This is a genomic window from Flavobacterium limnosediminis JC2902 (assembly GCF_000498535.1).
Classification (GTDB): Bacteria; Bacteroidota; Bacteroidia; order Flavobacteriales; family Flavobacteriaceae; genus Flavobacterium; species Flavobacterium limnosediminis.
In genome coordinates this window covers 71,878-91,309 of sequence record NZ_AVGG01000017.1, presented here as the reverse complement: position 1 = coordinate 91,309, position 19,432 = coordinate 71,878, and the positions used below count along the sequence as shown (strand labels likewise).

21 protein-coding genes are annotated in these 19,432 nt (G+C 39.6%); 8 read left to right on the top strand and 13 right to left on the bottom strand.

From position 1 onward, the window contains the following. Window positions 1-71 precede the first annotated feature (71 nt). The 4 genes from cobT to FLJC2902T_RS11330 form a co-directional block, all read right to left on the bottom strand. Window positions 72-1,751, bottom strand: a complete 1,680-nt coding sequence (gene cobT / locus FLJC2902T_RS16075; RefSeq protein WP_023579938.1) for a nicotinate-nucleotide--dimethylbenzimidazole phosphoribosyltransferase — start codon at window positions 1,749-1,751, stop codon at window positions 72-74. Window positions 1,752-1,798: 47 nt separating this feature from the next. Further along, entirely contained in the window at window positions 1,799-2,314 is a 516-nt protein-coding gene (gene cobU / locus FLJC2902T_RS11340) for a bifunctional adenosylcobinamide kinase/adenosylcobinamide-phosphate guanylyltransferase (RefSeq protein ID WP_023579937.1), read from the bottom strand. Between the two features lie 89 nt (window positions 2,315-2,403). Further along, complete coding sequence (locus FLJC2902T_RS11335) at window positions 2,404-3,114, bottom strand: hypothetical protein (protein ID WP_023579936.1); 711 nt, start codon at window positions 3,112-3,114, stop codon at window positions 2,404-2,406. A gap of 46 nt (window positions 3,115-3,160) precedes the next feature. Then, a complete protein-coding gene (locus tag FLJC2902T_RS11330; protein WP_023579935.1) occupies window positions 3,161-3,541 on the bottom strand; it encodes a DUF5522 domain-containing protein in 381 nt (126 codons plus the stop codon). A gap of 97 nt (window positions 3,542-3,638) precedes the next feature. On the opposite strand from FLJC2902T_RS11330, the gene FLJC2902T_RS11325 reads away from it, so the two are divergent. The 4 genes from FLJC2902T_RS11325 to FLJC2902T_RS11310 all read left to right on the top strand — a co-directional run bounded on the left by FLJC2902T_RS11325 (window position 3,639) and on the right by FLJC2902T_RS11310 (window position 7,771). Further along, window positions 3,639-4,781 (top strand): ABC transporter substrate-binding protein, encoded by a 1,143-nt coding sequence (locus FLJC2902T_RS11325; RefSeq protein WP_023579934.1) that lies wholly within the window; start codon window positions 3,639-3,641, stop codon window positions 4,779-4,781. Between the two features lie 68 nt (window positions 4,782-4,849). After that, window positions 4,850-5,881 (top strand): iron ABC transporter permease, encoded by a 1,032-nt coding sequence (locus tag FLJC2902T_RS11320; protein ID WP_023579933.1) that lies wholly within the window; start codon window positions 4,850-4,852, stop codon window positions 5,879-5,881. Between the two features lie 74 nt (window positions 5,882-5,955). After that, a complete protein-coding gene (locus tag FLJC2902T_RS11315; protein ID WP_023579932.1) occupies window positions 5,956-6,735 on the top strand; it encodes an ABC transporter ATP-binding protein in 780 nt (259 codons plus the stop codon). Between the two features lie 262 nt (window positions 6,736-6,997). Beyond that, entirely contained in the window at window positions 6,998-7,771 is a 774-nt protein-coding gene (locus FLJC2902T_RS11310; RefSeq protein WP_023579931.1) for a dienelactone hydrolase family protein, read from the top strand. A 215-nt stretch (window positions 7,772-7,986) separates the two neighbouring features. Here the strand turns inward: FLJC2902T_RS11310 and FLJC2902T_RS11305 are convergent, their stop codons facing one another. The 5 genes from FLJC2902T_RS11305 to FLJC2902T_RS11285 all read right to left on the bottom strand — a co-directional run bounded on the left by FLJC2902T_RS11305 (window position 7,987) and on the right by FLJC2902T_RS11285 (window position 11,224). After that, the gene (locus tag FLJC2902T_RS11305) at window positions 7,987-8,391 is read right to left on the bottom strand and encodes a hypothetical protein (RefSeq protein ID WP_051364379.1); all 405 of its coding nucleotides are present in this window, start codon (window positions 8,389-8,391) and stop codon (window positions 7,987-7,989) included. Between the two features lie 291 nt (window positions 8,392-8,682). Beyond that, the gene (locus tag FLJC2902T_RS11300; RefSeq protein WP_023579929.1) at window positions 8,683-9,108 is read right to left on the bottom strand and encodes a VOC family protein; all 426 of its coding nucleotides are present in this window, start codon (window positions 9,106-9,108) and stop codon (window positions 8,683-8,685) included. Window positions 9,109-9,151: 43 nt separating this feature from the next. Continuing rightward, window positions 9,152-10,120, bottom strand: coding sequence for an acyltransferase family protein (locus FLJC2902T_RS11295; protein ID WP_023579928.1), 969 nt, complete (start codon window positions 10,118-10,120; stop codon window positions 9,152-9,154). A 4-nt stretch (window positions 10,121-10,124) separates the two neighbouring features. Next, a complete protein-coding gene (locus tag FLJC2902T_RS11290) occupies window positions 10,125-10,580 on the bottom strand; it encodes a tRNA (cytidine(34)-2'-O)-methyltransferase (RefSeq protein ID WP_023579927.1) in 456 nt (151 codons plus the stop codon). Between the two features lie 65 nt (window positions 10,581-10,645). Continuing rightward, the gene (locus FLJC2902T_RS11285; protein ID WP_023579926.1) at window positions 10,646-11,224 is read right to left on the bottom strand and encodes a pseudouridine synthase; all 579 of its coding nucleotides are present in this window, start codon (window positions 11,222-11,224) and stop codon (window positions 10,646-10,648) included. A gap of 106 nt (window positions 11,225-11,330) precedes the next feature. Here FLJC2902T_RS11285 and FLJC2902T_RS11280 point away from each other — a divergent pair, with 106 nt between their 5' ends. The 4 genes from FLJC2902T_RS11280 (at window position 11,331) to FLJC2902T_RS11265 (ending at window position 14,018) form a co-directional block, all read left to right on the top strand. After that, the gene (locus tag FLJC2902T_RS11280; protein ID WP_023579925.1) at window positions 11,331-11,756 is read left to right on the top strand and encodes an SRPBCC family protein; all 426 of its coding nucleotides are present in this window, start codon (window positions 11,331-11,333) and stop codon (window positions 11,754-11,756) included. A gap of 17 nt (window positions 11,757-11,773) precedes the next feature. Continuing rightward, window positions 11,774-12,181 carry a VOC family protein gene (locus FLJC2902T_RS11275; RefSeq protein WP_023579924.1) on the top strand — a complete coding sequence of 136 codons (408 nt, stop codon included), beginning with the start codon at window positions 11,774-11,776 and terminating at the stop codon, window positions 12,179-12,181. A 10-nt stretch (window positions 12,182-12,191) separates the two neighbouring features. Further along, window positions 12,192-13,031 (top strand): VOC family protein, encoded by an 840-nt coding sequence (locus tag FLJC2902T_RS11270; protein ID WP_023579923.1) that lies wholly within the window; start codon window positions 12,192-12,194, stop codon window positions 13,029-13,031. Between the two features lie 144 nt (window positions 13,032-13,175). Then, complete coding sequence (locus FLJC2902T_RS11265; RefSeq protein WP_023579922.1) at window positions 13,176-14,018, top strand: sensor histidine kinase; 843 nt, start codon at window positions 13,176-13,178, stop codon at window positions 14,016-14,018. On the opposite strand, the gene FLJC2902T_RS11260 is transcribed toward FLJC2902T_RS11265, so the two are convergent. The 4 genes from FLJC2902T_RS11260 to FLJC2902T_RS11245 all read right to left on the bottom strand — a co-directional run bounded on the left by FLJC2902T_RS11260 (window position 14,002) and on the right by FLJC2902T_RS11245 (window position 19,409). Then, window positions 14,002-16,191 carry a multicopper oxidase domain-containing protein gene (locus FLJC2902T_RS11260; protein ID WP_023579921.1) on the bottom strand — a complete coding sequence of 730 codons (2,190 nt, stop codon included), beginning with the start codon at window positions 16,189-16,191 and terminating at the stop codon, window positions 14,002-14,004. The genes FLJC2902T_RS11265 and FLJC2902T_RS11260 overlap by 17 nt on opposite strands. Window positions 16,192-16,203: 12 nt before the next feature. Continuing rightward, the gene (locus FLJC2902T_RS15890; protein ID WP_023579920.1) at window positions 16,204-16,674 is read right to left on the bottom strand and encodes a DUF3347 domain-containing protein; all 471 of its coding nucleotides are present in this window, start codon (window positions 16,672-16,674) and stop codon (window positions 16,204-16,206) included. Window positions 16,675-16,677: 3 nt separating this feature from the next. Next, window positions 16,678-16,899: a heavy-metal-associated domain-containing protein gene (locus FLJC2902T_RS11250; protein WP_023579919.1), complete on the bottom strand. Its 222-nt coding sequence runs from the start codon at window positions 16,897-16,899 to the stop codon at window positions 16,678-16,680. An 89-nt stretch (window positions 16,900-16,988) separates the two neighbouring features. Continuing rightward, window positions 16,989-19,409 (bottom strand): heavy metal translocating P-type ATPase, encoded by a 2,421-nt coding sequence (locus tag FLJC2902T_RS11245; protein WP_023579918.1) that lies wholly within the window; start codon window positions 19,407-19,409, stop codon window positions 16,989-16,991. Window positions 19,410-19,432: the final 23 nt, after the last annotated feature.

The window sequence follows — 19,432 nt, the reverse complement described above, 5'->3', positions numbered from 1 at the left end:
ACTCTGCTTTTATTATTATTTTAGATTATCTTCTGCCTTCTGATTTCTTCCTTCTGCTGCCTGCAATCTGCCTACTTATTACTCACCCCCGCACTTTCAAAACTAGCCATTTCATTCAAAAAAGCCACAGCCGACTGTATAATTGGAAACGCAACCGCACAACCTGTTCCTTCACCTAAACGCAAGTCGAGTTGCAGAATCGCTTTCGTATTCAAATAATTAAGCAGTTTAATATGCGCCTGTTCAGCTGACTGATGACTGAAAATCGCATTCTTTATAATCGAGGGATTCTTTTTGAAAGCAATTAAAAAAGCAACACTGCAAATAAATCCGTCTACCAGAATCAGCATGTTGTTTTTATACGCTTCGAGCATTCCGCCTGCCATCTGAAGAATTTCAAATCCTCCGAAGTAAGCCAATTTATCATCTAAGAACTCATTTCCTGAGTAAGTATCAATCGCTTTTTTTAAAATTTCGTTTTTGAATCGGAGTTTCTCATCGTTTACACCGGTACCTTTTCCAACACAATCTTCAATTGGAATTCCCGTAATGATGCTCATCAATACAGAAGCTGTGGAAGTATTTCCGATGCCCATTTCACCAAAACCGATACAATTACTTCCTTTTTTTGCTATGGCCGAAACAATTTCGCTTCCTTTTTCAAAACAAAGTTCCAATTGTTCCTTGCTCATGGCAGGGCCTTGTAAAAACGATTTTGTTCCCCGGTCAATCTTTGCAGAAATCAGATTCGAATTGGGTGGAAAATCGTAATTCACGCCAGAATCTACTATCGATAACTGAATATCATTTTGTCTGCAGAATACGTTAATCGCCGCGCCTCCTTCCAGAAAATTGGCAACCATTTGTCTTGTCACATCCTGCGGATACGCACTTACACCGTGATTGGCAATTCCGTGATCGGCAGCAAAAACCACGATATTCGGCTGAATGATTTTCGGTTCCAGGGTTTTAAAAACGGTTCCGATTTGCTTTGCCAAAACTTCCAATATTCCCAAAGCTCCGGTGGGCTTTGTTTTATTGTCGATTTTATGTTGTAAAGACGATTCGAATTCGGCTGACACTGCTTCACCATCTTCATCAACCGTCAATATCCTTTCATTCTCGCTTTCATGAAGCATTGAAATTTTCTCTACAAAAGGTTTTTCCGATTTCTGTTTCCAATGCAATTGTTGCAGCATCGGTTGGTTGTCGTAGTTCGTAGCGGGTTTTCCGATGCAGAAATACCCAAGTGGTTCAATATTTTCGGGTAAGCCCAATAATTTTTTAAACTGATAATAATTCAGAATCGAAACCCAACCCATCGAATATCCTTGCTCCGTTAACGAAAGCCATATATTCTGGGCAGCACAAACGGCGCTGAACTTTATCGCTTCATTACTTCCGACAGTCCCAATGGTAAAATTATTCAGAACCGAGCGATCGTAACAAATGACCAAACCCAGTGGCGCCTCTTCAATAGCTTCCAGTTTCAGGTTTTTATACTGCTCTTTCTGACTGGGATTATCGGTTTGACTGGCGGCTTTTGCATCATATTCCAGAAACAATTCTTTTATTGCTTTTTTTATTTCATCGGATGTAATCAAATAATATTTTGTAGCATCAGTCAGACCAACCGAAGGCGCCCAATGCCCAGCTTGTAATGCTTTTTCAATGACCTCATCGGGAACTGCATCATTGGTAAAATGGCGTGTGTCACGGCGCGATTGTAAAATTTCGTATAAATCTGTCATTTCATTTAATCACTACTTATGATTTCGGGCAAGCTGAAAACAATAAATTATTTCTTCTCTTTTATTTTTACCGGAATTCCGGAAACCATTAAAACAACCTCATCGGCGTTTTTAGCCAGATACTGGTTCATCCAACCTTGCAGTTCGGTGAATTTACGGCCGATATGGGTTTCCGCATGCACGCCCATCCCGATTTCATTGGTAATGATAATGACAGTTGTATTTTCCTGAGCCGCGATTTTATCGAATTCGGCTTTAGCCTGCTCCAGACTTGCCTGCACATCGTTTTTGGTATCGATGAAGAAATTCGTCAGCCAGAGTGTTACGCAGTCAACAACAGCCACTTTACCCGAAAAATCAATTTCGCTGATATTCTTTTCGTTTTCAATGTTGACCCATCTTTCGTCTCGGTCTTTCTGATGGCGGTCGATACGCTTCTGGAAATCATCATCCCATTTTCGCGCGGTGGCCACATACATTGGTTTCTCTGATAATTCTTTTGCCAAATTCTCGGCATAACTGCTTTTTCCGGAGCGCTCCCCACCTGTTATTAAGTAAATCATCTATATATCTAATCTTATTCTATTTTCTATTTTCTATTTTCTGGTCTCTTGCCTCTTGCTTCTTGCCTCTTGCTTCTTGTCTCTTGCTTCTATTTTCTCTTTAAAAGCTGCCTGATAGATACCAAATGTCCGAACAAAACAATCGGAACAATAAAAGTGGGCAACCAATTAAAAGGGGAATTCAGGAGTGCAATATTAGGCTGATCAAAGGCGAACTGCTGTATTGGCGTTGGTAATGACAGTACTGCGTTTATAACAATATTCGCCAAAAGTCCGAGACTGATAAAATTCCATGCTAAGATAATTTTTTGGTTCAATATACCTTTCGTAAATCCGAAATAAGCAATAAAAGGTGCTGTGAGTCCGGCAAGGATGTCGAAATTCCGACCTTCAAAAGTCATTAACTGCGGAATCGTCTTATTCAGAAACAGCCAATATAAAACTATCTCAACGGCAACTCTGATCGTGTTCAAATACGTGATATTTACCAACGGCAACGAATCTATGAATCGTCTTCCTTTCGCTGAAACAAACAAAACAACAATCGTTATAATTGCTGGCCAAACGCCAAAAATTGCAATTTTGGGAGGAAAAAAATCAAGATCCGAATTGTAAACATTGTTAAGTGCCAGAACCGCCTGTAGCGCCAGCCAAACAACCAAAACTAATGCAATACCATTTGCTTTTTTTCGTATTGCCTCATCATCCGAATTCTTAATTATCCGATGGAAAAGCAGCAAAGTTGCAATTGTGGTCAGTGCAAAAACAGCTGAAATATAGGGTGGTAAATTCGCTATCATGATTCCTATGTTTTTATAGTAAATGTAGGCATTTTTCTAACTTACCTCAATGCTGTTTTTCAAAACCATACGGACAATGACGGCAGGCGTTTTCACAACAATGTCCTCGTTTTAAGTGAAACCAGGCTTTAAAAACATAGTTTCCGTTCTCGATGTAATAATCAATTCCTTCAATCAGGTTTGTAGTTTTCGGAAGGTCTTTCGCTCTGTTTTCCAATGCGGATTCCGGTGAAACTGTGGCCACATATTCCTCAATTCTTACCGCACAGGCATTTTTGAAACAACCCGGACAAAGGCAATCAATAACATCGGTTGGAGTAAAAATAGGCGGATAATCATTGCACCAGCATTTGCTTCCTTCCGGTGTATCTCCGCAATTAAAGGCTGTTCCACAGGTAGAGCATTTTTTGACTTTTATGACATTCATGCCGTAAAGATACTATTTGTGCGTTTTTTACGCTCAGAAAATAAGCAGGATTTTTTTGTAAATTCTTATACCTTTGCGGACATCGAAATACAACATAATGAAGAATTATTTTTATAAAATGCTGTTTGTGTTCTTTCTTCTGACTTTGGTCGGATGCAAGAACAACGAAAAAACGGATTCCGTTAAAATAACAACTGCAGAAAACACCATCAAATACGCCAGCGGGCTAGCCATTTATGAATACGATGGATATTCCGTAGTGAAAGTGACGAATCCGTGGCCCGATGCGAATAAGGATTTCACTTATGTTCTGAAAGAAAAAAACGCCGTAGTCCCTGACAGTCTGCAACAACACCTCTCCATTCAGGTGCCTTTGCAATCGATTGTTGTGACATCCACCACGAATGTCCCTTTTTTGGAAATGTTGGGCGTTGAAAACAAACTTGTAGGTTTTCCGCATACCGATTATATTTCTTCCGAAAAAACCCGTGCATTAATCGATAAAGGTTTGGTGAAAAACGTAGGTCAGAATGAAAAACTGAATATGGAACAACTTATCGAACTGGCTCCGGAATTAATCGTGACTTTCGGAGTGGACAACAACAATCCGATGATTCAAAATCTGGAAAAAAGCGGATTGAAAGTTATGATTCAGGGCGATTGGATGGAACAATCCCCGCTTGGAAAAGCCGAATGGATTAAACTGTACGCAGCTTTATTCGGAAAACAAAAAGAAGGCAAAAAATTATTTGACGATATTGTAAAAAATTACAATCAGGCATTGGATTCGGTTAAAAACAGTAAAGCGGAAACCACTGTTTTATATGGTTCAATGTATCAGGACCAATGGTATGTTGCTAAAGGGAACAGTTGGGTAGCCCAATTTTTAAGAGATGCGAAAGCGGATTATCTCTGGAAAGACCTGGAAGGAACCGGAAGCCTGGGATTATCTTTCGAGAACATTCTGGATAAGGCAAAAAATGCTGGATGTTGGATTGCCGCAGGACCTTATAAAACCTTGGCGGAGCTGGAAGAAAGCAACCCGCATTACAGTCAGTTCGACGCTTTTAAAAAGAAAAACGTTTATACTTTTGAAGCGAAACTGGGAGCGACCGGAGGAACCGTTTATTATGAATCGGGACCAAGCCGACCCGATCTGGTTTTGAAAGATTTCATCAAGATCTTCCACCCGGAATTGTTGCCGGACTACACACTTACTTTTGCTCAGAAATTAAATTAATATTTAAACATTTCAGACCTGACAGGTTTTAAAAACCTGTCAGGTCTATCTAGAAAAACCGAATTAAATTGGCCAACAGAAAACGAAATACGATTTTATTTACTCTCCTTGGTTTAGGATTAATTGCGCTATTGCTGGTTAATATCAGTTTCGGTTCGGTTACCATTCCTTTTGAAGAGGTTTTCGCTAGTTTAACCGGAAGCCAGGCAAGTAAATCGACTTGGGAATATATTATCATTAATTATCGTTTACCGAAAGCCATAACCGCCATTCTCGTAGGAATGGGACTTTCCGTCAGCGGATTATTAATGCAGACGTTGTTTCGAAACCCGCTTGCCGGACCAGATGTTTTGGGTTTAAGCTCCGGAGCCAGTTTAAGTGTGGCGTTTGTCATATTGGGCGCGGGTTTTATGCCTCCATTTTTAAGTACAATCCTGCTCTCATCCTATGGTTTGGTTCTGGCCTCCATATTTGGTAGTTCTGTTGTTTTACTTGCGGTTCTTTTGGTTTCGCAACGTTTGCGCGACACGATGGCCATATTAATCATGGGACTTATGTTCAGCAGTTTCACCAATGCCTTTGTAAGCATACTGACTTATTTCAGTTCGGCCGAGCAACTTCAGAAATTCACTTTCTGGTCATTGGGGAATTTAGGCAACTTATCCTGGACATCCATAGTAATACTGACGGTTTGCGTGCTTATCGGTTTACTATTGAGTCTTTTCAGCATAAAATCTTTAAATGCATTACTGCTGGGTGAAAATTATGCCCGAAGTTTGGGTTTAAATTTCAAAAGATACCGACTAATCATTTTATTTGCCACCAGTGTTTTAACCGGAAGCATCACGGCTTTTGCAGGGCCGATTGCTTTTATCGGACTGGCGGTGCCTCATATTGCTAAATTACTGTTTCAAACCAGTAATCATTCCGTCTTATACTCGAGTACGCTACTCCTCGGCGCGGCAACCATGCTGATTTGCGATGTGGTTTCCCAAATGCCGGGCATGGAAGTTACTTTACCAATAAATGCCATAACGTCGCTAATTGGGGCTCCGGTGGTGATTTGGCTTTTGGTTCGGAAACGAAAAATGATGAATTGAAGCAATGGTCAGTATTCAATGGTCAGGTAGCAGAAGACAGTAATTAGTAAACAGTATTCAGAATTTTTTATCCGATGACAAAAACAATCTTACATACCGATAACCTCTCTACTGGCTACACTTCCAAAGCCGGGAAAACGGTCATTGCTGATAACCTGAATCTTACATTAACCGAAGGAAAACTGATCGCTTTGATTGGTGCCAACGGAATCGGAAAATCGACTTTATTGCGCACCATTACCGGAATTCAGAAACCATTGGAAGGTGATGTTTTTCTGAATGGAAAAAAGGTTACCGATTACGAACCGATGGAACTGGCACAAAACCTCAGCATCGTTTTAACCGAAAAATTACCGCCGAGTAACTTAACTGTTTTTGAATTGGTCGCGTTTGGCCGTCAGCCATACACGAATTGGATCGGAACATTATCCGCAGAAGATATCCGTAAAGTTCATGAAGCCATGGAGCTGACGCAAATAACACATCTCTCGGGCAAAAAGCATTACGAAATCAGCGACGGACAACTGCAAAACGTATTGGTCGCTCGGGCATTGGCACAAGACACCAATCTGATTATCCTTGATGAACCTACCACGCATTTAGATCTGGTTCATAAAGTAGCGCTTTTCAAATTACTGAAAAAGCTAACCCACGAAACCAAGAAATGCATTTTATTTTCCACGCACGATGTTGATCTGGCCATTCAGTTAAGCGATGAGATGATTGTGATGACTCCCGAAAAGGTAGTTCAGAATGAACCTTGCAATTTAATTTCAGACGGAACTTTCAATACTATTTTCAAAGACGAACACATCTTTTTTGATGCTGAAAAGGGGAAATTTATCATCCGGTAACTAAACTGCTATAAACTAAAAGTCAACCACAAACTAGATATCAGCCACGAATTCACAAATTTTCAAAAATTAATTAGTTTCAATTTGTGAATGCGTGACAAAAAAAATATTTCAGAAGCTGTAACGCCAAAACGGTTCACGAAAACCTAAATTCACCTCCCTGAGTAAAGCAAAAAAATACTGAAATACAAAGTTTTAAGTATTTTAGAGACCAATAAAACTACTGAAAGTTTTTGTAACTTTATACTTCAAAATTCGGATTATGAAAACAAAAACATTTCTTGCTTTAATACTGACTATCTCAACAACAGTACTAACTCAGGCACAACTGAAAACGGTTGCATACACTGATGGAAATCAAAAACTGGAAGGTCTTTCCGGAACCCCGAAAAAAAGTCCCCCAAAAAAAGCCGGGGTATTGATTTTACCTGCCTGGATGGGAATTGATGCCAATTCGAAAGAAAGAGCGGAATCGCTTTCAAAATTAGGGTATTATACTTTTGTAGCCGATATTTATGGTGTGGGGAATAAACCAACCAACACACAAGAGGCCGGAAAAAAAGCCGGTCATTTCAAAACCAATTATAAAGAATACCAGAAACGCATTCAGTTGGCTTTGGAACAACTGATAAAATCCGGCGCGAATCCCAATGAGATTGCCGTAATCGGTTATTGTTTCGGAGGTTCTGGTGCTTTGGAAGCCGCAAGAGCCAATATGCATGTTAAAGGTATCGTTTCGTTTCATGGCGGCTTGGGTCGTGATGCTTCCCGAACTATTGAAACGATAAAACCCAAAGTATTAGTACTTCATGGTGCCGATGATTTTTTTGTTCCCGAAGCAGAGATAAAAGCGTTTCAGGAGGAAATGCGTACATCAAAAGCCGATTGGCAAATGGTGTATTATGCCGATGCCGTTCACGCGTTCACCCATAAAGACGCCGGAAGCGACAAAAGCAAAGGCGTTGCCTATAACGAAAAAGCTGATAAACGCTCTTGGAGAGCCATGTTGGATTTCTTTGATGAATTGTTCCAATAATAAAAGCTTCCAGCCTTTGAAAGGCTGGAAGCTTTTAGATAATCATGATTATTTATTTTCGTAATCGTAGTTAACCATCCAGTTGATTCCGAATTTATCCGATCTTATAGATTCCTTCAGTGATCGATATGCTCGTGTGCCAATTGTGATATTGGCATTGAATGCAGTATTTTTCGATAAGTATGCAATTCAACAAATCAACATGGCGGTAAAAATTAATTTAAAATCAAAGTTGCAGTTTTGTTATCATTTTTGTTAAAAGGAATTGCTACAATTTTAGCTATGTCACTTCCATCTAAAGTATAATGAACAGAAAATTTGAAATTATTGTAATAATTATTGCTTTCGTTAAAGTTGTCATTTACATCAATATTTGAGAAAATGGCTTTTCCTTCACTGTTTGAAGTGACTGTGAAATCAGCAAAAGATGGATTATCGTTATTCAAAATCCAATTATTTTCTTCATAAGCATAAACCTCAACATTTGGAACAGCGTTTCCACCTGCGTCCTTTAAAATTATTGTTGCTGTTGTTGTTGGTGTTGTGTTCTCTGAAGAATCATCTTTGGAACAAGCTGTTACTATTCCCAAAATAAGGAATAAGATTAGATTTTTTGTCATAAATAATGGTTTTGATTTTTTGTCGAATTGCATACAAATTGTTTACACTAACCATAACACCATACCTTTCCGTTACTTAATGAAAGGTATTTCGAAATAGCCAAGACAGCAAAAGTACGAAATTACCTCAAATTTTAAAACAAAGTTTTCAACACGTCTTAAACTTATACAATCTTATTACAAAGATTTCCATGATAGCTGTCGATAGCCCGTTACGTAACAAAATCAACCAAGTTTTTTTAAATAAAAAAGGCCCGATAAATAGGGCCTTTATATTGATAGTTGCAGAAATTATTTTTGTTCGTAATCGTAGTTAACCATCCAATTGATTCCAAATTTATCGGTAAACATTCCGAAATAAGCTCCCCAGAACGTTTTATTTAACGGCATACCTACTTTTCCGCCTGTAGAAAGTCCGTTAAAAATTCTTGTTGCCTCCTCTTCACTATCTGTATTAATGGAAACCGTGATATTGTTACCTTCCTTATAATCCCCACCAAAACCTTCTGCCGCATCGCTTCCCATCAAAACGGTATTTCCGATCGGCAAGGAAACGTGCATGATTTTTTCTTTTTCAGATTCCGCCATCGGATATTCGGAAGGCATATCTTTAAACTTACCTATATAAGCAAAATCTCCTCCAAAAACCGATTTGTAAAAATTAAATGCTTCTTCGCATGTACCGTTAAAGGTAATGTACGGATTAACTGCTGCCATATTTTTTAAAGTTTTTTGATTAGATCCAAATTTAAAAAAATAATTACAGGAAGTAAGAAAATTTACGGTTAATTCTTTCCACGATAAACCAAAATGCGATAGCCAAAAGACAAATCAAAACATATTTGAGCGAAACATATCCAAACGTTTTTTGAGGCAAGAATTCATAAACCAATCGAACCGCATAAGGATGACACAAATAAACGCCTAGCGAAAGGGTTGAAGGTATTTGAAGAACGGAAGCCATCTTATTTTCAACTGCCAATGAGAACAACAGCGAGCTCAAAGGCAATATCGTTATCAGAAAATCTAAAGCTCCAATTTTTAAGGTATAATACAGATACGACTCCAGAAACAACAGCAATAGAAAAGGCACAAACAAAAAACGGATTTTATAAACAGTGTTTTTCCAATACTCATACAAAGTACCCAATACCAAAAAAGGGTATGCCATAAAAATAAAATTACGAGATGTTCCCATTACTTCGTATGTGAGTTTCAAAGCCGGAAAATCATTTAACAAATTGGTCTTATAAGCCAACTGAAACGCATATCCAAGAAAAAACAAAAAGAGCGCTACTATTATTTTTTGTTGTACCGATTTCATTCTCAGACAGTACAACAACAGCACACCACCAACTGTTGCCATGAGGTACCACAAATGCCAATACCCATAAACGAGTTTTAAAATCAGATCAAAAGTTGAAAATCTTCCTAAATTGTAAAATCGAATCAGGTCAGGAAGATAAATAAGCTGCCAGACAATAAAGAGGAACAGAATTCGCTTGCCGTATTTCATCAGATAGGCTTTATCGTTTATTTTGTTCCGAAGAAAGTAACCGGAAATAATAAAAAATGTCGGCACACCGATGCGTGTTATTCCGTTAACAATTTCATAGGAAAGTATTCCGGAAACTCCTTTTAATCCTGAAACCGGAAAAATATGCAATGCCACAATCAGAAAGGACAGCCCTAACTTCAGTATATCGATTGACGGATTGCGACTTGCCATACAATTATTTTTTCAGGCCAATCTGACGTTTTGCCTCGCCTACCACAAAAGCAACCGAATTGGCGATATTATAACTTCTGATTTTATCCGACATCGGAATGGTCAGATGATTTTCGAACTGACGAAGAACCTCATCGCTCAAACCAACGCTTTCTTTTCCGAAAACCAACCAGTCACCATCCTGAAAATCCGCTTCAAGGTACGATTGTTCGGCGTGGGAGCTCATCAGAAATACTCTCGATAAATCAGGTATTTGCGCTTTCCATTCGGCCACATTCTGATACTGATGCCAATCCAGGTGTACCCAATAATCCAATCCGGAACGCTTCAGGTTTTTATCGGTTATCTCAAACCCAAACGGATGAATCAGGTGCAGTCTACTTTCGGTTCCGACACACAAACGGCCAATATTTCCAGTATTGTTGGGGATTTCAGGTTCCACTAAAACGATGTTTAACATATTTGACTTTTGGATTATTTGATTGTTTGGTTGTTTGGAATTTGCTATCTGCCTTCTGATATCTGTTAACTGCTAACTGCCACCTGAAAATCACTGACTTCCAAAACTTCTCCGGCTTTTAAATCGTGTAAATCAATTGTTCCGACTCTTACCCGAATCAGTCGCAAGGTAGGCAAACCTACTGCCGCGGTCATTTTACGAACCTGCCGAAATTTTCCTTCCGTCAGCGTAATCGAAAGCCAACTGGTCGGACCGTGGCGTTCATCGCGGATACGTCTGCCCTCTCCAATACAATCGGGTAAATCAGTAATTATTCTTGCTTTACATTCTTTGGTGGTGTAACGAATCCCTTTAAAACCTATTTCCACTCCATTTTTGAGTTGTTCGATAGCTTCCTGGGTTACGATGCCATCCACTTGTGCAAAATATTCTTTTTCGACCGTTTTGCTCCTTACCAACTCACTCATCATGCCGTCGGTAGTCAGCAATAACAATCCTTCGGAATCTTCATCCAAACGGCCGATTGCCATGGTTCCATCGGGAAAAGGAAACAGTTCACCTAATTTTTTCTTGGAGCGCTTCTTTTCGTAGATAAACTGACTCAAATAACCGTGTGGCTTGTGAAGCAAAAAGTGGCGGTGCATTGACTATTTTTTTTTACAAAAGTACATTTTATGTTTTATCGCTTGCCAAAAGTATCGTAATTTTATGACACTCGTTCACTATTCGTTTCATTATAAACAAGATACAATGACAACAACACAAAAAACCACTGTTACAATCTCTGCAAAAGTAAATGCTCCCGTCGAGAAAGTATGGGAATTCTGGACGCTTCCGAAACACATTACAAAATGGAATAATGCCTCTGACGACTGGCATACTCCTCACGCCAGTAATGATTTACGCCCTGAAGGTAAATTCAGTTTCAGAATGGAAGCTAAAGACGGAAGTTTCGGATTTGATTTTGAAGGCATTTACGACAAAATTAAAACAAACAAATTTATCGATTACACCATTGCTGACGGACGGAAGGTTCAGATTCATTTCGAAACTGTTGGTATTGAAACAGTCATCACAGAATGCTTTGAAGCAGAAGAAACCAACTCAGTAGAATTACAACAAGGCGGCTGGCAATCCATACTGAACAACTTTAAAAAATATACGGAATCTAACTAAATACAAAATCACACTACATGAAATCACAGATTTTCATCAATCTTCCGGTAAAAGACCTCGCCAAAGCAATGGATTTTTACACCAAAATCGGTTTCACCAACAATCCGCAGTTTACAGATGAAACCGCAGCCTGCATGGTTTTCAGCGAGGAAATTTTCGTAATGCTGCTAACGCATGAGAAGTTTAAATATTTTATCGTAAAAGAGATTGCCGATACGTCGAAAACTACCGAAGTTATCAATTCCCTCTCACTTGAAAGTACTGAAAAAATGAATGATATGGCAGACAAAGCAGTAAAAGCCGGTGCCGTTGAATATTCCGAACCCAAAGATTACGGTTTTATGCAACAGCGCAGTTTTGAAGATCCTGATGGTCATTGTTGGGAAGTTTTTTATATGGATATCAGCAAATTCCCGAAACAATAAAACCTGAAAAATGAAAAATCCGATTTATCCTTGTCTTTGGTTTGACAATCAGGCTAAAGACGCCGCTGCTTTTTACTGCACCGTTTTCAATGATACTGAAATTACCGCCGAAAATCCGATAGTGGTGACTTTTGAATCGGCCGGACAAAAATTCATGTGTTTGAACGGTGGGTCTCTATTTAAAATAAACCCTTCCATTTCCTTTTTTGTGGTGTGTGAAACCGAAGAAGAACTCATGAAAGCCTGGAACATTCTCATTGACGACGGATCGGTTCTCATGGCATTGGATAAATATGAGTGGAGTGAAAAATACGGATGGGTGCAGGATAAATTTGGTGTTAATTGGCAATTATCGTTTGGAAAATTAGCCGATGTGGGTCAGAAATTTACACCAACACTAATGTTCACCGAAAATGTTCACGGTAAAGCGGAACAGGCAATTAACTTCTATACTTCGGTATTTAAAAACTCGGATATTATTGGCATCCTCAGATATACTGAAGACGACCATGATGTTGCCGGAACAGTCAAACACGCGCAATTCCGACTCAATAAAAATGTTTTTATGGCTATGGACAGCGGTCTGGCAAAGGGATTCGGTTTTAACGAAGCGGTTTCCTTTGTGGTGGAATGTGAAAATCAGGAAGAAATTGATTATTTCTGGGAAAAACTAACCGAAGGCGGAGAAGAAAGTATGTGTGGATGGCTGAAAGACCAGTACGGCGTTTCATGGCAAATTATTCCTGAAATTTTAGAAAATCTGATGAACAATCCGGAAAAATCGCAAAAAGTTGTGGAAGCCTTCCTCAAAATGAAAAAATTTGACATTGAAACATTACTCAATGCCTAATTTCGTTTTAAAAACAAACCCTTAAAATATAGGCGATTATTTCAATTTTTAAAAAAATAAAGAATATTTCTTACGATAATTCATTTTTTTATAAAATTTTTCATTAATTTGGTTAAATATTTAACAATTTAACTGATTGTGTGTATGGCAAAAAACTACCTCATCATCACCGCTATATTTTTTATTCTGGCGATTATCAGCATCCTGGTGATTTACTATTCGGCCAAACTAAAAAAACTGATGCTTTCCAAACAGGAAACGGAAGTACAAAACAACAACCTGTTAAATATCAACAAAGAACTCGATAAGTTTGTATACAGCATATCCCACGATTTGCGCTCTCCGATTATTTCAGTAAAAGGATTAGTCGAAATTGCCCAAAAAGAAGACAATATTAGTCAGATAAAAGAATACCTCAATCTGATGCATCAAAGTCTTACCCAACAAGACCAGTTTATACGCGACATTATTGATTACTCCAGAAACAAACGAAATCAGGTTTGTATTGAATCGGTCAGCTTAAACAAATTAATTGACGAGGCAATTTCCCAGCACCAGCACATAAAGGAGGAAAACCCGATTACCATCACAAAGAACATTTTAGCCGATGAAATCATAACCGACAGTCTGAGACTACGGATCATCCTGAACAACCTGATATCCAATGCCGTAAAATATTCCGATGCCAATAAACCGTTTAAACACATTGCCATTAAAACCCATGAAAAGGATTCCTGTTATGTAATGGAAATTGAAGACAACGGAGTAGGAATCAAAAAAGACCACCTTCAAAAGATTTTCGATATGTTTTTTGTAACCGATAATAATATGGGATCAGGGCTGGGTCTTTATATCGTTAAAGAAGCTGCCGAATACCTTAACGGAAACATAGCCGTAAATTCGGAAAAAAACATCGGAACCACATTTACCGTAACCCTGCCTAAACCAAAAGATTTCGATTTTTCAAAAATCAGTACTGAAACGTAATTCCGGCTCCCCATCGCATATCACTATCGTAATGCGTCGATACTGCCCAGTATTTTGTGAAGATGTATTTCGCACCAACGGTCCATTCTTTATCCGTATTCCACATAGCACGTAAGCGCAATCTTTCGGTAACCGGAATGTCGTCGCGGGAAAACGATACTCTGACTTTTCCATCTGTATCGATCCGGCCATCGGTAACAATAAACCACGGTAAAGTATATTGTAATCCCATGGAAAAAACACTTCGCTTATCTTTCGTATTGGTCTGATTGAATACATTTGTTTCGGTTTCACCTCCCGGTCGATAACGAAAATCCCAACCTACATAAGGCATCAAAAACTGATTTACACCTAAAAGACGGCCAAACCGAAGTTCGTTTTCATAACCATATTCTTTTTGGAAACCCACATGCCATTCGGTTTGCAGCATCCATCTTGTGTTTGAATAGCGAATTTCACCATCGCTACTGTTGCTTTCCAGACCGATTTCTGCACCCAGATAAAAACGGCGATCGTCGGCATATACTTTTCGCAAGGCTTTTTTCGGGTCGCCCAATTCCGGATTTAAAGGCGAGTTCTCATAACTGAAAATCTTTCCCATACCCGACATCATGTGATACAAAATATGACAATGAAAATACCAGTCGCCATAATCTTCCGAAGCATGAAATTCAATCACATTGGTTTCCATCGGCATGATATCCATTACATTTTTCAGCGGAGAATAGTCGCCGTGTTCGTTGACGATTCTGAAAAAATGGCCGTGTAAATGCATCGGATGGCGCATCATCGAATTGTTTTTCAGTGTGATTCTGATGTTTTCACCTTTCTTGATCAGAATCTTATCTTCTTCGGATATCGTTTTGTTGTCCATCGTCCAGATATAGCGATTCATGTTTCCTGTTAATTCGAACGTAAATTCCCGAAAAGGCGCATCGGGCAATGTTGATTTGGTTACCGATTGCAGCATATTGTAATTCAGCGTCACCTTTTCTTCCTCCGACATTTCTTTATGATTGTGATGGCTTTCTTCGGAAGTATTACTCTTCTCATCAGAAGTACTTCCTGTAATCTCAGGATACATCACGGCGTTCATATCCATTTGCTGCAGACTCATGTTCATCCCCATATCATTCATTTTTCCGCCTACCGTCATCATGTCGTTCATCATTTTCATACCTTCAAAATACTGTAAACGTTTCATGGGTTTCATCGGCATCTTATTTCCTTCACCTAACCAAAGCGAAACGCTTCCGGTTCTGTCTTCTGAAGTGGCTAGAAACTCATAACTCCCTTTTTCAGGCATCGTAATCAGAATATCATACGATTCGGAAACCCCTACAATCAACCGGTCAACAGCTACAGGTTTTACATCGGCACCGTCACTGGCAACCACTTCCATCTTTCCGCCTGCAAATTGAAGCCAGAAGTAAGTCGACGCACTTCCGTTAATTACCCGCAACCGGATTTTCTCTCCGGGCTTTAAATCGGAAACCGCATCCGAAAGACGGCCATTCACCAGAAAGTTTTCATAATAAACGTCGCTCACGTCCATGGCCATCATGCGTTTCCATTCGTTTTCCAATTTTGTAGTGAAATGACCTTCTTTTATGGCCTGAGCATAATTTTGCGTTGCGCCTTTTTTTATCGCATACCAATCGGTTGCCTGATGCAGGGAACGTTCAATTTGGTTAGGATTTTCATCGCTCCAGTCGCTTAACAAGACTACTTTCTCCTTAATCGCAGAAGGTTCTTTTTTATGAATGATTAAAGCACCGTACATGCCTATCTGCTCTTGCAACATCGTATGTGAATGGTACCAATAGGTTCCGTTTTGCACTATCGGAAAACGGTAAACTGCCTCAGAATGGGATTTGATGGGCGCTGTGGTCAGATACGGCACTCCGTCCATTTCATTGGGTAAAATGAGTCCGTGCCAATGCAAAGACGTTTCGTGGTGCATGTGATTGTGAACGTGGATTTCGGTGGTATCCCCTTCGGTAAACTCCAAAGTGGGTGCCGGAATCTGACCGTTAATAGCTATTCCGGGTTTTGTTTTTCCGGTGAAATTCACCAACGTATCTTTGATATGCAGATCGTAACGCTTTACCGTTTGTCCGATTACAGCAAAAGAGAAGTTCGTTAAAAACAACAGAAGGAACAGCCTTTTCATAATCTTTATCTTTTAGTTGATTGTTTTCTTTACACTACCACAGGTTAGCATAGCTTTTCCGTAATACGGATTCTTAACGTCTTTGGTGTCATCGAGCCAACTGGTTTTTTTCATAGGGCAAAATAGTACGTACAACGTATCGCTGCCAAATACTTTCTGATCTGCCAAGGCAATCATGGATCCTGATATTTTCCCGAATCCGGTTCTGATTTCGTCCAATGAATCTGATTTGGCATATAAGTCCAGATAAGCTGCCAAAAATTTCAGTTCTTTTTGATAGGCTTTTCCGGAGGCTTCGGGTTGTAACTGCAGTACTTCTTTCTGCATTCTTCCCATCGCGTCTTTGGCATCGTTTACATTTGAAGCGACCAAAGCATCTTCGAGAACCAAATAGTCCTTAAGCAATTGATTCCAATCTTTGCTTTGTGCCTGAGTTGTCACCATTCCGGCCCAACTCATCAGAATTAAAAATAAAGTCTTCATAATTTATTTGTTTTCAGTTAATAGTTCGATTTTGAATCCGGCGTTTTTAACCTGTTCCAAAAGTGTTTTTTCATCCAGATTCTCAGCAGGTACGGTTAGAATTTTATCTTTATTTGCCGTATCCACTTCCCATTGCTTTTCTCCCAATAACGGATTTAAGAACGGAGTCACTTTGGCGATACAGCCGGAACAGTTGATATTAGTTTTGAATTGTTTCGTTTTCATTGCATTGTAATTTAGTGATTATTCTTATACAAATTTCGGAAGTTGTTGTCACGTTGTTGTTATACTATTACAACCTTGTTTTGTAAAATTTACTGTAATTTTTTAAACTTCAGCCGCAGACTGTTACTAACCACGCTGACGGAACTCATCGCCATGGCAGCTCCCGCAATCATCGGGTTCAGCAAAAATCCGTTTATCGGATATAAAATCCCTGCGGCTATAGGGATACCGATTATGTTATAAATGAAAGCCCAGAACAGGTTCTGTTTTATGGTCGCTACCGTTTGTCTGGAAAGTTTTATGGCTTGGGGCACTTTCAGCAAATCGGAAGAGATGATGGTCATGTGCGCCACATCCATCGCAATATCTGATCCTTTTCCCATGGCGATACTCACATTGGCCTGAGCTAAAGCGGCACTGTCGTTGATACCGTCGCCCACCATCGCAACCACTTTTCCTTCCGATTGCAGGGTTTTTACAAAAGACAATTTATCTTCGGGCAATATTCCCGCTTTGTATCGGTTCAATCCGACGGTTTTGGCTACCGATGCAGCTGTTTGTTCATTATCTCCGGTAAGCATAATCACTTCTATCCCCTGCTCTTTCAGTTGGGCTATGGCTTCAATCGAGGATTCTTTAATCTGATCGGCTACGGCGATTACGGCTAACACTTTATCGGAATCCGAAAAATATAAAAGGGTGTGCGCCAACTCCGAATGTTTTGCGATGAACTCGGTATAGTAACCGTCCGTTGCAATATTGTTTTCATCCAAAAGCCGTTTATTCCCAACAAAATAGGATTGCCCTTCTACTTTCGCTTTTACGCCGAATCCCGTCATGCTTTCAAAATCCGAAACCAGTAATGGTGTAACTCCCGAATAGTTTTTAACCACGGCTTCCGCCAAAGGATGTTCCGATTGTTGTTCAATGGAAAATAAAACTGCAGCATTTTTTTTATTTTCTTCTTTCCACAACGAAGCTACTACAGACGGTTTTCCTTCGGTAAGCGTACCTGTTTTATCAAAAATCACGGTATCAATCTTTTGTGCGAGTTCCAGACTTTCGGCGTCTTTAATGAGAATTCCTTTTTCGGCACCTTTCCCTACTCCGACCATAATCGCGGTTGGGGTTGCCAGTCCTAAAGCGCACGGACAGGCGATTACCAATACAGCAACCATGGTTAAAAGTCCGTGTGTCAATCCGTTTTCGCCTCCTAAAATAATCCAAGCCAGTAACGTCAGCAATGAAATCACCAGAACAATCGGCACAAAGATTCCGGCTATTTTATCGACCAGTTTTTGCACCGGCGCCTTACTGCCTTGCGCATTTTGCACCATCTGAATAATTTGGGAGAGCAATGTTTCCGCACCAATTTTTTCTGCCGTGTATTGCAAACTTCCTTTCTGATTGATGGTTCCCGCGAAAACTGAATCATCAACACTTTTAGCAATCGGAACAGGTTCCCCGGAAATCATGCTTTCATCCACAAACGAAGTTCCGGAAATGACTTTCCCGTCAACAGCGATTTTCTCACCTGGTTTTGCCAGAAGCACATCGCCTAAAACAACATTACTGATTTTTACTTCCTCCTGATTACCTTCTTGATTTAATCGGGTAACGGTTTTTGGTTGTAGCCCCATTAGTTTTTTTATTGCCGAAGCAGTATTCCCTTTGGCACGTTCTTCCAGTACTTTCCCGAGAAGAATAAAAGTGACAACTACCGTGGCAGCTTCAAAATATACATGGGCGTGTAAACCGCGACTGTACCAAAAATCGGGATTTAACGTATTAAAAACGCTGAAAAGATAAGCGATACCGGTACTTAATGCCACCAATGTATCCATATTGGCTTTGCGGTGTTTGGCTTGTTTCCAGGCATTGATGAAGAAATTTTTTCCGAACCAAAACAAAACCGGAGTGGAAAACGCCCACATGATCCAATTCGCATAAGGCATCTCCATAAAAAACATTCCGATAACAAATACCGGCAATGTGAACAGGGCGGCTGCAATGGTTCGTTTTTTTAATAGTGTGAATTGTTCGTTTTGGCGTTCTTCGATTTCGGCTTCCTGATTTTCTGATTCGCCAATAATTAAATCGTAACCGATGCTTTGGATTGCCTTTTTAAAATTTTCCAACTTTGCAATTCCGGGGACATATTCTACCGTAGCCGTTGCATTGGCATAATTTACCGATGAAGAAATGACACCCTCTTCAAAAGACAGGATGCTTTCCACACTCACGGCGCAGGAAGCACAGGTCATTCCTTCTACCGGGAAACTTTTTTTAACGGTAGTAACATCATAGCCTAAATCACGAATGTTTTTGGTGAGTTGTCCTAATTTGAATTGTTTTGAATCTACGTCTATTTTCGCCTGATGGTTGTTGAGTTCCACTTTGTGGGATAAAACGCCTTCGGTCTTAGCAAGTACATCATCCACAATCAACGCACAATGCTCGCTGTGAACGCCTTCAAGAGGGATAGTCAGTATTTTATCATGTGTTTCCATAATCTCTTAGTATTTGATAACAC